General features: G+C 38.7%; 14 protein-coding genes. 13 read left to right on the top strand and 1 reads right to left on the bottom strand.

The annotated features are described in order from the left end of the window. Positions 1–27: 27 nt before the first annotated feature. The 10 genes from ACFPQ3_RS03720 (at position 28) to ACFPQ3_RS03765 (ending at position 10,094) form a co-directional block, all read left to right on the top strand. Positions 28–669 (top strand): ABC transporter ATP-binding protein, encoded by a 642-nt coding sequence (locus tag ACFPQ3_RS03720; RefSeq protein WP_156806086.1) that lies wholly within the window; start codon positions 28–30, stop codon positions 667–669. 134 nt (positions 670–803) lie between these two features. Continuing rightward, a complete protein-coding gene (locus ACFPQ3_RS03725) occupies positions 804–1,316 on the top strand; it encodes a GNAT family N-acetyltransferase (protein ID WP_156806087.1) in 513 nt (170 codons plus the stop codon). Further along, positions 1,316–1,825: a GNAT family N-acetyltransferase gene (locus ACFPQ3_RS03730; RefSeq protein ID WP_198039901.1), complete on the top strand. Its 510-nt coding sequence runs from the start codon at positions 1,316–1,318 to the stop codon at positions 1,823–1,825. Before ACFPQ3_RS03725 ends, ACFPQ3_RS03730 begins: the two co-directional genes overlap by 1 nt. Positions 1,826–1,831: 6 nt before the next feature. Continuing rightward, entirely contained in the window at positions 1,832–2,452 is a 621-nt protein-coding gene (locus tag ACFPQ3_RS03735) for an HAD-IA family hydrolase (RefSeq protein WP_156806089.1), read from the top strand. A 5-nt stretch (positions 2,453–2,457) separates the two neighbouring features. Then, complete coding sequence (locus tag ACFPQ3_RS03740) at positions 2,458–3,162, top strand: O-methyltransferase (RefSeq protein WP_156806090.1); 705 nt, start codon at positions 2,458–2,460, stop codon at positions 3,160–3,162. 147 nt (positions 3,163–3,309) lie between these two features. After that, entirely contained in the window at positions 3,310–4,275 is a 966-nt protein-coding gene (locus ACFPQ3_RS03745; protein ID WP_156806091.1) for a peptidyl-prolyl cis-trans isomerase, read from the top strand. 191 nt (positions 4,276–4,466) lie between these two features. Next, a complete protein-coding gene (locus ACFPQ3_RS03750) occupies positions 4,467–4,949 on the top strand; it encodes an LURP-one-related/scramblase family protein (RefSeq protein ID WP_156806092.1) in 483 nt (160 codons plus the stop codon). A gap of 327 nt (positions 4,950–5,276) precedes the next feature. Continuing rightward, a complete protein-coding gene (gene alaS / locus ACFPQ3_RS03755; RefSeq protein WP_156806093.1) occupies positions 5,277–7,895 on the top strand; it encodes an alanine--tRNA ligase in 2,619 nt (872 codons plus the stop codon). A gap of 56 nt (positions 7,896–7,951) precedes the next feature. Then, positions 7,952–8,671: a DUF554 domain-containing protein gene (locus ACFPQ3_RS03760; protein WP_156806094.1), complete on the top strand. Its 720-nt coding sequence runs from the start codon at positions 7,952–7,954 to the stop codon at positions 8,669–8,671. Between the two features lie 148 nt (positions 8,672–8,819). Then, positions 8,820–10,094: a MerR family transcriptional regulator gene (locus tag ACFPQ3_RS03765; protein ID WP_156806095.1), complete on the top strand. Its 1,275-nt coding sequence runs from the start codon at positions 8,820–8,822 to the stop codon at positions 10,092–10,094. Between the two features lie 88 nt (positions 10,095–10,182). Here ACFPQ3_RS03765 and ACFPQ3_RS03770 read toward each other — a convergent pair whose 3' ends face one another. Beyond that, positions 10,183–11,112 carry an aldo/keto reductase gene (locus tag ACFPQ3_RS03770; RefSeq protein ID WP_156806096.1) on the bottom strand — a complete coding sequence of 310 codons (930 nt, stop codon included), beginning with the start codon at positions 11,110–11,112 and terminating at the stop codon, positions 10,183–10,185. A gap of 198 nt (positions 11,113–11,310) precedes the next feature. Here ACFPQ3_RS03770 and ACFPQ3_RS03775 point away from each other — a divergent pair, with 198 nt between their 5' ends. Genes ACFPQ3_RS03775 through ACFPQ3_RS03785 form a run of 3 tightly spaced genes read left to right on the top strand, consistent with a single transcriptional unit; the run spans position 11,311 to position 13,118 of the window. Then, entirely contained in the window at positions 11,311–11,835 is a 525-nt protein-coding gene (locus ACFPQ3_RS03775; RefSeq protein ID WP_156806097.1) for a hypothetical protein, read from the top strand. A gap of 58 nt (positions 11,836–11,893) precedes the next feature. Further along, entirely contained in the window at positions 11,894–12,268 is a 375-nt protein-coding gene (locus ACFPQ3_RS03780; RefSeq protein ID WP_156806098.1) for a DUF1149 family protein, read from the top strand. A 1-nt stretch (position 12,269) separates the two neighbouring features. After that, positions 12,270–13,118 carry a DegV family protein gene (locus ACFPQ3_RS03785; protein ID WP_156806099.1) on the top strand — a complete coding sequence of 283 codons (849 nt, stop codon included), beginning with the start codon at positions 12,270–12,272 and terminating at the stop codon, positions 13,116–13,118. The last annotated feature ends 6 nt before the right edge of the window (positions 13,119–13,124 follow it).

Here is a 13,124-nt window from a genome sequence, read left to right on the forward strand (position 1 = left end):
AGAAAAATATCTAGAAAAGGATGGTATGTGATGTTAGAAATAAAAAAAGGGTATAAGTGCTATTATAAACAGAGTATTTTAAATAACGTAAACTTACGTTTTGAACCTCAAAATATTTATGGCTTAAAAGGTGATAATGGTTCTGGAAAGACTGTTTTACTCAAGCTCTTAGCGGGGATTATCCGCCTTGATAGAGGGGATGTATTTCAAAATGGGATTAGTTATGGTAAAAATTTAAAATACATTCAAAATGCTGGAATTGTTATTGAAAAGGTGGAATTTTTATCTTACCTTACATTAAAAGAGAATCTGGAGTTGTTAAAATTTCTTTCACCTAATATTACGAATGATGATATTGATTACTGGATTGATTATTATAATCTGTATGACTTTGAAAATATAAAATATAATCATCTTTCATTGGGGACACAGCAGAAAATGGGGCTAATTCAGGCATTTATACACAAACCAGATGTTCTTCTTCTAGACGAACCGATGAATGCTTTGGATGAGAAGAGTGTTTTGTTAACTAAGAAAGTTATTTTGTCTTATAGAGATAAAAAGAAAGGTTTAGTTATCTTGACTTCGCATATTTCAGAAAATATCACAGACTTGTGTAATGAGATATTTTTATTAGAAGAGGGAGAGGTTAAAGTGGTTAAAGAATAGTTGCTCACTCCCTGAATATTTCATAGAAGTGTCACAAGACATTCAATTAGAGTCAAATTAAAATGTTCCTGTATTGAAAATCGCCTATTTGGCGATTTTTTTGTTATAATGTGGGAAAAGCTGGAGGTGCTCCCATGGAAGTAAGGAAGATTAGCCTAGAGGATAAAAATGCATTTCAGAGATTTGAAGAAGCCATGTTGAGGGATAAGCAAATCAATCCTTTTGTGGAATGGTGGGAGACTGTTAATTTTGAAAACTATGTTGCAGATAGTGACAGCTCTGAGATAAAAAAAGATGGTCAATCTTGGTCAACTTTTACTCGTTATTTTGCCTTTGATAAGGGAGATATTCTTGGGATGCTGATTTGTTTTTGGGAAATTGAGCATCCTGATTGTCAAAAATTAGGGCATTTAGGTTATATGGTAGCCCCAGCTTTTAGGAAACAAGGTGTGGCTTTTGAGCTAGTTCAATATGGACTTGAACGCTATCGTGAAAAAGGAATTTCTAGTATTTATATTGCCATGGATGAGAAAAATGTGGCTAGTCGTAAAATAGCTGAAAAAGCTGGTGGAAGACTATTAGGGACTTTTGATATTGATTTTCAAGGGAGACAGCTAAAATCAGTTAGATATGAGGTAGAGCTATGATTGAAATAAGAAGATTAGAAGAAACTGACGAGAAAAGTTTTCGTCAATTTCAAGAAATTTTATTAGCAGAAAAAGCAGCAGGGAATGATTTTGTTGAAACGAAAAAAGTGGAAAATTTTTCAGCCTTTCTTGCAAAATGCCGTCAAAATGAAGTAGATACTGGTAATCCAGACTGGGCAACGTCAACGAATTTTTATTACTTTTTGAATGGCGAGATTGTGGCACGTATTGGTTGCCGTTGGGAATTGAAAGGTGACTTAGCTCGCGTTGGTGGTCATATTGGCTACGTGACAAGGACGGATTTTCGTGGCCGTGGTATCATGGCAGAACTAGTAACTTTCGCCCTAAAAGAATATGCCAGACGTGGTATCACAGAGGTGCTCATTACGGCGCGTGAGGACAATATCCCTAGTAGAAAAACGATTGAACATTTTGAAGCGAGGCTGGATGGTTTTGTTGAGGATAATGGTCATCGTTATGCTAAGTATTGGGTGAAGACAGGAGAATAAGATAGGATGGGAAAAACGACCTTTATTTGGGATTTTGATGGGACTTTGGTAGAATCGTATGAAGCTATTGAAGACGTTTTAACCCTGTTGTACCAGGTTTACGATTTTCCGTTTAATCGTGATTTTGTGATGTCCTATGTCATTGAAACGTCAATCGGTCAGCTCTTAAGAGACTTGTCTCAAGAGCATAATATTTCCTTTGACGAATTGCTCAGCTTTTTTAATAAAGAGCAAGAAGCTCGTGACCATATGATTTCACTCATGCCTGGGGCCAAAGCGGTGCTAGAACAGACTGCTGAGATGGAGATTCAACATTTTATCTATACCCATAAAGGCGCCTCCACAGGAGCAGTGCTCAAAAATTTGGGAATAGATGCCTATTTTACAGAGGTTATCACATCTGCCAATGGATTCAAGCGTAAACCAGATCCAGAAGCTGTAACCTACTTGATGGAAAAATATCAGTTAGATAAAGCCAACACCTACTACATTGGGGATCGTCGTTTAGATGCTGAAGTTGCTATAAATGCTGGTATCAAGTCTATCAATTTACGAGAACCAGCGTCAGCTTTGAACCAAAAAATCAATCAACTCAGTGACTTACTAGCCCTTTTTATGATAAAATAGACCACATGGTTAAATCTTATAGTAAAAATGCAAATCACAATATGCGACGTCCAGTTGTAAAAGAGGATGTTGTCCATTACATGCGGACAAAGCAAAAACAAAATGAAGGTCATTTAGCTGAGCTAGAAGCCTTTGCTCGTCAAGAAAACATCCCGATTATTCAGCATGAAGTTGTTGCTTATTTTCGTTTGCTTATGCAAACCTTGCAACCGAAAAATATCCTTGAAATTGGGACAGCAATCGGTTTTTCCGCTCTTTTGATGGCAGAATATGCCCCAGATGCTAAAATCACCACGATTGATCGCAACGAAGAAATGATTGCCTTTGCAAAGGAAAATTTTGCAAAATATGACACGCGTCAGCAAATTACCTTAGTTGAAGGAGATGCAGTTGACATGCTCGCAATGCTTGATGGCGACTTTGATTTTGTATTCATGGATTCAGCAAAGTCTAAATACGTTGTCTTTCTGCCTGAAGTTCTCAAGCGCCTGAAAGTTGGTGGCGTCATCATTTTTGATGATATTTTCCAAGGGGGCGATATTGCAAAGCCGATTCAAGAAGTCCGTCGTGGGCAAAGGACCATTTACCGTGGTTTACATCGTCTATTTGAACAGACATTGAACCACCCAGATTTAACAGCTAGTCTCATTCCACTTAGTGATGGTCTATTGATGTTACGCAAAAATGCAGAGCATATTGGACTTGATTAAGTTATTTTTTAGAAAATATGATATAATAAAAAAGTTAATGAAATTATAGAGAAAGAATGAGTGTTTTGGAAAAAAGCAGAGCAAGATTCTGATTTTCCGATGTCAAATAGCATTTGAACTGTTTGACGCTCATGGTATTTTATAAACATGAAGAAAAAATTCGCTACAGGTCTTGTGACCTTAATGTCAATCACTGCTTTGGCAGCGTGTGCTGGTAAATCAAGCACGGATGATAAGCTTGTGACAATGAAGGGTGACTACATTACTGTTACAGACTTTTTTAACCAAATCAAATCAACCCAAGAAGCTCAACGGTCAATGGTGACTCTCATTTTGGATAAAGTTTTGGAAGAACAGTATGGTAATAAAGTAACTAAAAAAGAAAGTGATGAGGCTTATAACAAAGAAGTTGAGGCTTATGGCTCATCATACCAACAAATCCTATTGATGAATGGGATGACTGAAGAAACTTACAAACAACAAATTCGCGTACAAATGTTATTGAACTATGCGATAGAGCAAGCTGCTAAAAAAGAGTTAACAGAAGAGTTATATCAAAAGCTCTACAATGACTATGTACCAGAGGTGACAGCAGAATTAATTCAATTGAACAATCAAGATGAAGCTAACGGTGTTTTAGCAGAAGTTAGAGCTGAGGGAGCCGACTTTGCCAAAATTGCTTCTGAAAAATCATTGGATAAAACGATTGAACACAAGTTTGATTCAGTAAGTACAGAAATTCCAGCTGAAGTTATTAAGGCTGCTGGTACTCTTGAAAAAGGTGCAATCTCTGAAGTAATTTCAGTGGAAAATGCTAATACTCTTAAGACAAGTTATTATATTGTTAAAGTAACGGCTAAAACTGAGAAAGATGCTGATTGGAAAACATATAAAGATCGCTTGAAAGAGACTTATTTGGCTGAAAAGAAAACTGATGTTACTTTCCAAAATAAAATTATTGCAGCCGCACTTGAAAAATCAAATGTCAAAATCAAAGATAATAACTTCTCTTCTGTTTTGTCACAATATGCGGCGACAAATGAAACCACAACTGTTTCTGAAACCACAACATCTAGCGAGCAAGAAACATCAGAAGCTACTACTCAAAAATAAGATTTAGAATGGATAAGGTAATATTTTTTCAGAAAGGTGGCGGTTGCTGTGAGTCACTAAAATGATCTTATCTTGCTACTAAGTCCCATAACCGAATACAAATGAGGATGACAAGGTCATTGAATGGAGGTGGTACCGCGGTAAAATCGCCCTCCGTTTGCTGACTTTGTTGTTTTCTTTTGGAGGTCATTATGAAACATTTTGAAATCAAACAAAAAATGTGGTCACTAGGAGGAAAGTTCACCATCTCAGATGACTTGGGAATACCTGCCTATCAGGTTGAAGGAAGTTTTCTCCAAATCCCAAAAAACTTTACGATTACAGATATGCAAGGACGAGTGATTAGTCACATTGAAAAGCAAGTTTTTACATGGCTACCACGCTTTGATATTCAGTTGACAAGTGGTCAGTTTTTCACGCTACGAAAGGAATTTACCTTCTTCAAACCAAGGTATCAGATTGATAACTTGGAAATGACTGTTCAAGGTAATCTTTGGGATATGGATTTTGAATTGGTTCAAAATGGTCAATCCATTGCTCGTATCTCTCAAGAATGGTTCCGCATGACATCGACCTACCAGATTGAGGTTTACGATGATGACTATGCTGACCTTGTCATTTCACTAGTGATTGCCATTGATTACGTTAAGGAAATGGAAAATCGGCGGAACTAGGTTATTGCTAATCTTGAATGAAGCTTGTCCACTATTTTAGTGGCACCATTTTACTACATTCGATTGATTTCAATTTCAAACACTTTTAGAGATTGAACTCAGGCTACGGACGGTGTCAAAAAGACAAACACTTCCTAGACGTCAGCATCTTCGTCTGGTTTTCTATTTCTTCAAAATAAAAAAATTATGAAAGGAAAGTTCAGTTAGGGAAATTAACTGAACCCGAGCTAAAAGCGTCGGAAAAAAGATAGACCGCCTTGTGTGCAAGCACACGGCGTTGGTCTCCTATTTTTCTCTCGCTTTCTTAACGCTCTTGGTATCTTAATTATGAAACAATTATCTTCTGCTCAGATTCGTCAAATGTGGTTGGATTTCTGGAAGTCAAAGGGTCACTCTGTTGAGCCTTCGGCTAATCTTGTCCCAGTTAACGACCCAACGCTTCTTTGGATTAACTCCGGGGTTGCGACACTAAAAAAATATTTTGATGGGTCTGTGATTCCTGAGAATCCACGGATTACCAATGCGCAAAAATCAATCCGTACCAACGATATTGAAAATGTTGGTAAGACAGCACGTCACCACACCATGTTTGAAATGCTTGGAAACTTCTCTATCGGGGATTATTTTCGTGACGAAGCGATTGAATGGGGCTTTGAACTGTTGACGAGTGAGGAGTGGTTTGCTTTTCCAAAAGACAAGCTCTACATGACTTACTATCCATATGATAAGGATTCATACAATCGTTGGATCGCTTTGGGAGTTGAGCCAAGTCACTTGATTCCGCTCGAAGATAACTTCTGGGAAATCGGTGCTGGTCCTTCAGGTCCAGATACGGAGATTTTCTTTGACCGTGGTGAAGCTTTTGACCCAAAAAACATTGGTATTCGCTTGTTGGAAGAAGATATTGAAAACGATCGTTACATCGAAATCTGGAATATTGTGCTATCTCAATTTAATGCAGATCCAGAAGTACCACGCTCAGAATACAAAGAATTGCCTAACAAAAACATTGATACGGGCGCAGGTCTAGAGCGTCTGGCTGCGATTTTCCAAGGGGCTAAGACAAACTTTGAAACAGACCTCTTTATGCCGATTATTCGTGAAGTGGAAAAATTGTCTGGTCAAACGTACGACCAAGATGGCGATAACATGAGCTTTAAAGTGATTGCTGACCACATTCGTGCGCTTAGCTTTGCCATTGGTGATGGCGCTCTTCCAGGAAATGAAGGCCGTGGTTATGTCCTTCGTCGTCTCCTTCGTCGTGCCGTTATGCACGGTCGTCGCTTGGGGATTACTGAGACTTTCCTTTACAAATTGGTTCAAATCGTTGGTCAGATCATGGAAAGCTACTACCCAGAAGTGCTTGAAAAACGTGAATTTATTGAGAAAATCGTTAAACGTGAAGAAGAGACTTTTGCCCGCACGATTGATGCTGGTTCAGGTCACCTTGAAGAGTTATTGACTGATTTGAAAGCAGCTGGCAAAGATACGCTTGAAGGAAAAGATATCTTTAAACTTTACGATACTTACGGATTCCCAGTTGAATTGACAGAAGAGTTGGCAGAAGATGCTGGCTACAAAATTGACCATGACGGGTTCAAAGCAGCCATGAAAGAGCAACAAGACCGTGCACGTGCGGCCGTGGTTAAAGGTGGCTCAATGGGTATGCAAAATGAAACCCTCGCAAGTATCACTGAGCCTTCAACATTTGTTTATGAATCAACAGAACTAGAGGCAGGCTTGTCTGTTATCATTGCAGATAACGAGCGTACTGAAGCTGTATCTGAAGGTCAAGCCCTCCTTGTCTTTGACCAAACACCATTCTACGCTGAAATGGGTGGTCAAGTTGCTGACCACGGTGTGGTGAAAAATGATCAAGGTGATACTGTTGCGCGTGTCGTAGATGTGCAAAAAGCGCCAAATGGTCAGCCATTACACACGGTAGAAGTTTTGGCAAGCCTTTCTGTTGGTACAAGCTACACGCTTTCTATTGACATTGCTCGTCGTAACAGTGTTGAGAAAAACCACACAGCGACTCACTTGCTTCATGCTGCGCTTCATCATATCATCGGTGAACACGCGACTCAGGCTGGTTCATTGAATGAAGAAAGCTTCCTTCGTTTTGACTTCACGCACTTTGAAGCGGTGACAGCTGAAGAATTACGTGCTATTGAAACACAGGTTAATGAAAAAATCTGGGAAGCTCTACCAGTTGTAACGACTGAGACAGATGTTGAGACAGCCAAAGAAATGGGAGCGATGGCGCTCTTTGGTGAGAAATACGGTAAAGTGGTTCGTGTGGTTCAAATCGGGGATTACTCTATCGAGCTTTGTGGTGGTACCCATCTTCGCAACACGTCTGAAATCGGCCTCTTTAAGATTGTCAAAGAAGAAGGTATCGGTTCAGGTACTCGTCGTATCCTTGCGGTAACAGGTAAACAAGCCTTTGAAGCTTTCCGTGACCGTGAAGATGCTCTCAAATCAGTGGCACAAACCCTTAAAGTGCCACAAATGGATCAAGTACCAACTAAGGTAACGGCTCTTGCTGAGGAGCTCCGCCATTTGCAAAAAGAAAACGCTGAGTTGAAAGAAAAAGCAGCTGCAGCACAGGCTGGTGATGTCTTCAAAGATGTTAAAGAAGCTAACGGTGTCCGCTACATTGCGACACAAGTTGAGGTGGCTGACGCAGGTGCCCTTCGTACCTTCACGGACAACTGGAAGCAAAAAGATTACTCAGATGTCCTTGTTCTTGTGGCAAGTATCGGTGAGAAAGTCAATGTCCTTGTGGCAAGCAAGTCTAAAGATGTGCATGCTGGTAATGTGATTAAGGGACTTGCTCCGCTTGTAGCTGGTCGTGGTGGTGGTAAACCAGACATGGCTATGGCAGGTGGTTCTGATGCTTCTGGTATTCAAAATCTCTTGAATGCTGTATCAGAGAAATTGTAAGAAAATAGGAAGAGCAGGACTTATTGGTTCTGTTCTTTGCTATAAAAAGGAGAGATATGATTGGATTTGGAACGATAAGCAATGTTCTGCTAATTATTTTTGGTGGCTTTCTTGGTTTGTTTTTCAAGGCTCATCTGAAGGAATCTTTACAAAAAAGTTTAATGCAGGCTATGGGAGTAGCGGTTATTTTCCTATCAATAGCTGGAGTTTTAACTAAGATGGTGACGGTAGAACAGGAGCAATTAGTTGCTGGTCAATCTACGATGATGATTGTGACTCTAGCTTTAGGAACCATTATTGGTGAGCTTCTATCGTTAGATAGTTATATCGATCGCTTCGGTGATTATTTAAAATATAAGACAGGTAATGATGCTGATGGGGGATTTGTTGATGCCTTTGTAATGGCTACTTGTACGGTTTGCATAGGAGCTATGGCTATCGTTGGTAGTATTCAAGATGGAATTTCGGCAGACAGTTCAACCTTGATAGCTAAAGGTATGCTAGACATGATTATAATTGCCATAATGACGGTCTCTTTGGGAAAGGGAGCAATATTTTCAGCGCTGCCTGTTGCTATCTTTCAAGGAAGTGTTACTTTACTGGCTTTTTTGACAGGTGGTATGCTGGAGCAAACAGCCTTAGATTATCTTAGCTTAGTTGGAAATATGCTCATTTTTTGTGTCGGTGTTAATTTATTATTTGAGATGAAAATAAAGGTAGCGAACATGCTACCAACCATAGTGTTAGCAACTTTTTGGGGAACATTTCTTGGTTAATAGGGGCTAAGAAATTGGAGTGAGTTTTAACCTTATCTATTTAAAATATGAAAACCAAGTTCAATTGAGCTTGGTTTTAAAAAATCCTAAAAAATTCTTGACTCTTCCCTAAGTGGATAGTGTATAACTGAGATAGAAAGGAGTTCTTATGCAAATTAAAGAAGTAGAAAAGTTGACAGGATTGTCAAGTAAAACTATTCGTTTCTATGAAGAGAAGGGCCTGCTAGAAGTTTCAAGAAATGCGAATAATACCTATCGTGATTACTCTGAAGATAATGTTAAAACCTTGAAAAAAATTAAAATCTTTCGCTATTTTGGTTTTTCAGTAAGTAATATCGTAGAGCTTCTCATACAAGAGGAATCACAAGTTCAAGTCGCTTTGGAAAATCGTATTCAGGACCTCTATGCCGAGGAGGAAAACTTAGTAGAGCGACGTCAACTCTGCCAAAAGTTCTCAAAAGCTTATGGAGATTCTGATAAAATTGATGATTTCAATAAGATTATTGATTTCAAAGAAGCAGATGAATTTGAAGAATTAAGAGAAGTTCTAGTTGACAGCAGTGTCAACTCATTGTGGGAGAGCATCTTGTGGACACTAGTGAGTCTAGGACCTATTTTAACCCTGTTTCACCGTATCGCAACGAAAAATATGGAGCATCTAGCTTGGGTAGCAGCGTTCTCCTTGTTTACAACTGTTTGGATTGCATGGATATGGCAGAGCTATTTTAAAAATCGTCGGACGAAGAAAGTAGTTGTCAAACGTAAGAATAGAAAAGAATGGCTAGTGATTCCTTTAGGTCTACTTGGTCTGATTATGACACTTGCTGTATTTGCTGGTGCTTCCATACTGCTAACACAATTTCTTCCAGACAAATGGCTCTTTTATGAGTCCAATCGTTTTTGGGGACTTGTCATGATTGGGGTAATAGTAACCAGCATTATCTATTGGCTACTTCAATTATTCAAAGTTTATGACCTATTTGACAACCGTTATTTGCTTTGGGGAACCGCTATTTCGTGTCTTTTGTCCATCTTTCTTTTCTTGGCGAATACGACAGTTGTTACGGAGCAGGACATTATCCTCTATTCCCCTCTAAACTTATCTGGAAAGCACTATCGTTACGATGATGTCAAAAAGATTGGAGTTTGGTACGGTGATTCGCATTGGCAATTATCTACTAATAATCGTTATGGTAATTTTTACTATGCCATTTGGTTGGACGGAAAGAGGGTGGTTTTGTCTCAGCCAAATGTAAATGATGACGTTAATAGATTTGTTGATACTTATCAGGAGCTGGAAGAATTTGATGAGCGTCTTGTGAATCTTGGAATCCCAAAAACTGCTTCAGATAAACACGCTGATAAAAATGATTACGATGAACAGTACCAGAAGCGATTTGAACGGATTATTAAGAATAAATAGGATAATAAATAGGATGTTGGATTTTAGATGATACCACGACTCATTCTATCAAAAAAACGCTTGACCGTCAGTCAGGCGTTTAAGTATATTATGGCAAGAATTTTCCAGAAGCAAGGTAAAGTTGGTACCATTCGTTGTGAGTAAGTTCGATATCACTGGCTGCGCAGGCTTCAATTAAATGCTGCGGATTCATTGTTCCTACGATAACTTGCATTTTAGCAGGGTGGCGTAAAATCCAAGCAAGAGCAATTGCGGCTTTCGTAACACCGTATTTATCACCGAGTTCTTGTAATTTATCATTGAGCACTGGGAAGTCAGGGTTATCAATAAAGGTACCACCGAACATACCAATTTGTAGTGGAGACCAAGCTTGAATGGTGATGTCATTTAGACGGCAGTAATCTAGTGTGCCATTGTCTCTGTCAATAGACATGTCTGTTGTTTTATTGTTGACATAAAGTGCTTGGTCAATGAGCTGAGACTGCTCAATGGATAGTTGCAATTGGTTGAAAACAAGTGGTTGTTTCACATGTTTTTTCAAAAGTTCCATTTGAAGCGTTGGGACATTGCTGACACCGAAATGACGAACTTTTCCAGAAGTATAAAGCTCATCAAAAGCTTCAGCGACTTGTTCTGGCTCAAAAATCAAGTCCGGACGGTGCAAGAGAAGGGCATCTAGGTAATCTGTTTGCAAGCGTTCTAAAATGCGGTCAACGTTTGATAAAATATTTTCCTTAGTCCAGTCAAATTCATTACGGTCAAACTGTAAACCAACCTTAGATTGCAAAATAATATCTTCGCGTTTGATACCAGTTAGTTGGAAGGCATCGCCAAAACGACGCTCTGCTTCCCCATCATCACCGTAGCAAGTGGCATGGTCGAAAAAGTTGACACCGTTTTCCACAGCAGTTGTAATCATTTTTGCAGCATCTTCGACAGATAAAGCAGGCATGCGCATACAGCCTAGGACAATATTAGAAACATTTTGAGGTCCCTCTTTGACATTAAGAGTTTTCATGAGAATTTCTCCTTTCTTGAATACGCTATCATTTTAACATCTTAGAGCAGGACTAAGTCAAGAGAATACTTAGAGGTCAATCGAGTTTTTACTAAGTATCTTTGAGCGGCTCAATGGATCCAATCTGAATAATTAGAGTAAAAAGTTTTTAATCTCTCTCAAGAGAAAACTTGTCAACTTTTTGTTATAATTTTCCTTATGGAAAAATTATTTAAAGACATTTATAAAGAGCACGCTGAGATGCCTTATATAGCACCTCAATACGAAGAAGAATTGTCTAAAAAGCCGATTGCTAAGCGCCAAATGGAGAGAACTGTCGAAGGATTCTTACCAGGGCATATCATTCTCTTATGGAGAATTTCCTTTGGAACATTTTTAACGACTTCATTTCGCCATAAATATTTCTACACGACCTATGGGATTGATGCTGATAAGGAATTGGATATGCTTACCGAGGCCGGGTATGTCCGCATTGAGACTGCTTTTGAATCTCTAGGCCATTTACCTGCCGGTGATCTCAAAGAGTTTTTAAAAGCTAAAGGAGTAGCGGGACTCTCTAAATTTAAGCGTAGCGATTTAGATGAAAAAATGGCAGAGCAATACACAGAAGATGAATTATCTAGCTTATTTGAAGTAAGAGGCTATGCTTTGACTGAAAAAGGCAAAGCATTACTTGAAGCACATCCAGAAATTGTAGATAAACACCCCCAGAAAAAATTCTAAGCTTTAATTTTCAAAGTATTCATGATATAATAGAAGTAATAATGTCAAGGAGTCAACAATGGAAATCATTCGCGAAAAAGAATTTGTCAATCAATTTCACTACGATGCCCGCAATTTGGAGTGGGAAAAAGAAAATGGTACTCCAAAAACAAAAGCTGAAGTCAATTTTCAATTGGTAAAACGTGACACAGAAATTAACGAAACAGTTTTAATTGCTCGTTTACACTATATGATTGTTAAAGAAGAATTTGTTATTTCAGGTATCATTTCACAAGGGAATCATATTCAAAACCGTATTGTACAAGAGCCGAGTGAACTTTCTCAAGAAGAGGTACAATATTTAGCAGCCCCACTATTGGATATGCTTAAACGTTTGACTTATGAAGTCACAGAAATCGCATTGGATAGACCGGGTATCAATTTGGAGTTTTAAAATGAAATTAGCTGTAATTACAGATTCGTCAGTCTTTTTTTCTGATGCGTTTAAAAGACCTGATAATCTTTTTGTTTTAGATATTCCTGTCACTATTGACGGGGAATCATTTGTAGAAGGTGTCAACCTAACTGCTTCAGAGTTCTATGAAAAAATGGCGGTTGCTGACAGTTTACCAATGACCAGTCAACCTTCAGTTGCTCAATTAGACGAATTATTATTTAAACTTGCTGGTGAAAATTACACACACGTTATAGGATTGTTTCTATCTAGTGGAATTTCTGGTTTTTGGGCTAATATTCAGTACCTTATGGAAGAACACTCAGGTTTGACAATTGCTTTTCCAGATACCCAGATTACTTCTGCACCACTGGGAATGATGGTGATGAACGCGCTTAATTGGGCGGAAGCTGGATTGAGTTTTGAAACCATTATGGACCGTTTGCACCAACAAATCGAGAAGACGTCTGCTTATATCATGGTGGATGATTTGAATCATTTGGTCAAGGGCGGGCGTTTATCAAACAGCTCAGCGATTCTCGGTAACCTTCTGTCTATTAAACCTATTCTCTATTTTGATGAAACAGGGAAAATCGTTGTTTACGAAAAGGTTAGGACAGAAAAGAAGGCAGTTAAGCGTTTGATTGATATCCTATCGAAACTATCAGAAGATGGAAATTACGACGTTATCATTATTCATGGTAATGCTGCTGAAAAGGCAGAAGCGTTGTATGAACAACTAACGTTGGATGGATTAACCAATCTTTCTGTTGCCACATTTGGTTCTGTGATTGGAACGCATTTGGGAGAGGGAGCGATTGCTCTAGGTGTTACTTTGCGCTTTGACTAAAGTAAT

Source organism: Streptococcus caledonicus (assembly GCF_042656225.1).
Lineage (GTDB): Bacteria > Bacillota > Bacilli > Lactobacillales > Streptococcaceae > Streptococcus > Streptococcus caledonicus.

What these genes read in the sequence shown, in the direction of transcription:
- ACFPQ3_RS03725 (WP_156806087.1), top strand. Translation starts at nt 804, where the DNA reads ATGGAAGTAAGGAAGATTAGCCTAGAGGATAAAAATGCATTTCAGAGA.
- ACFPQ3_RS03735 (WP_156806089.1), top strand. Translation starts at nt 1,832, where the DNA reads ATGGGAAAAACGACCTTTATTTGGGATTTTGATGGGACTTTGGTAGAA.
- ACFPQ3_RS03740 (WP_156806090.1), top strand. Translation starts at nt 2,458, where the DNA reads ATGGTTAAATCTTATAGTAAAAATGCAAATCACAATATGCGACGTCCA.
- ACFPQ3_RS03745 (WP_156806091.1), top strand. Translation starts at nt 3,310, where the DNA reads ATGAAGAAAAAATTCGCTACAGGTCTTGTGACCTTAATGTCAATCACT.
- ACFPQ3_RS03750 (WP_156806092.1), top strand. Translation starts at nt 4,467, where the DNA reads ATGAAACATTTTGAAATCAAACAAAAAATGTGGTCACTAGGAGGAAAG.
- alaS (WP_156806093.1), top strand. Translation starts at nt 5,277, where the DNA reads ATGAAACAATTATCTTCTGCTCAGATTCGTCAAATGTGGTTGGATTTC.
- ACFPQ3_RS03760 (WP_156806094.1), top strand. Translation starts at nt 7,952, where the DNA reads ATGATTGGATTTGGAACGATAAGCAATGTTCTGCTAATTATTTTTGGT.
- ACFPQ3_RS03765 (WP_156806095.1), top strand. Translation starts at nt 8,820, where the DNA reads ATGCAAATTAAAGAAGTAGAAAAGTTGACAGGATTGTCAAGTAAAACT.
- ACFPQ3_RS03770 (WP_156806096.1), bottom strand. Translation starts at nt 11,112, where the DNA reads ATGAAAACTCTTAATGTCAAAGAGGGACCTCAAAATGTTTCTAATATT.
- ACFPQ3_RS03775 (WP_156806097.1), top strand. Translation starts at nt 11,311, where the DNA reads ATGGAAAAATTATTTAAAGACATTTATAAAGAGCACGCTGAGATGCCT.
- ACFPQ3_RS03780 (WP_156806098.1), top strand. Translation starts at nt 11,894, where the DNA reads ATGGAAATCATTCGCGAAAAAGAATTTGTCAATCAATTTCACTACGAT.
- ACFPQ3_RS03785 (WP_156806099.1), top strand. Translation starts at nt 12,270, where the DNA reads ATGAAATTAGCTGTAATTACAGATTCGTCAGTCTTTTTTTCTGATGCG.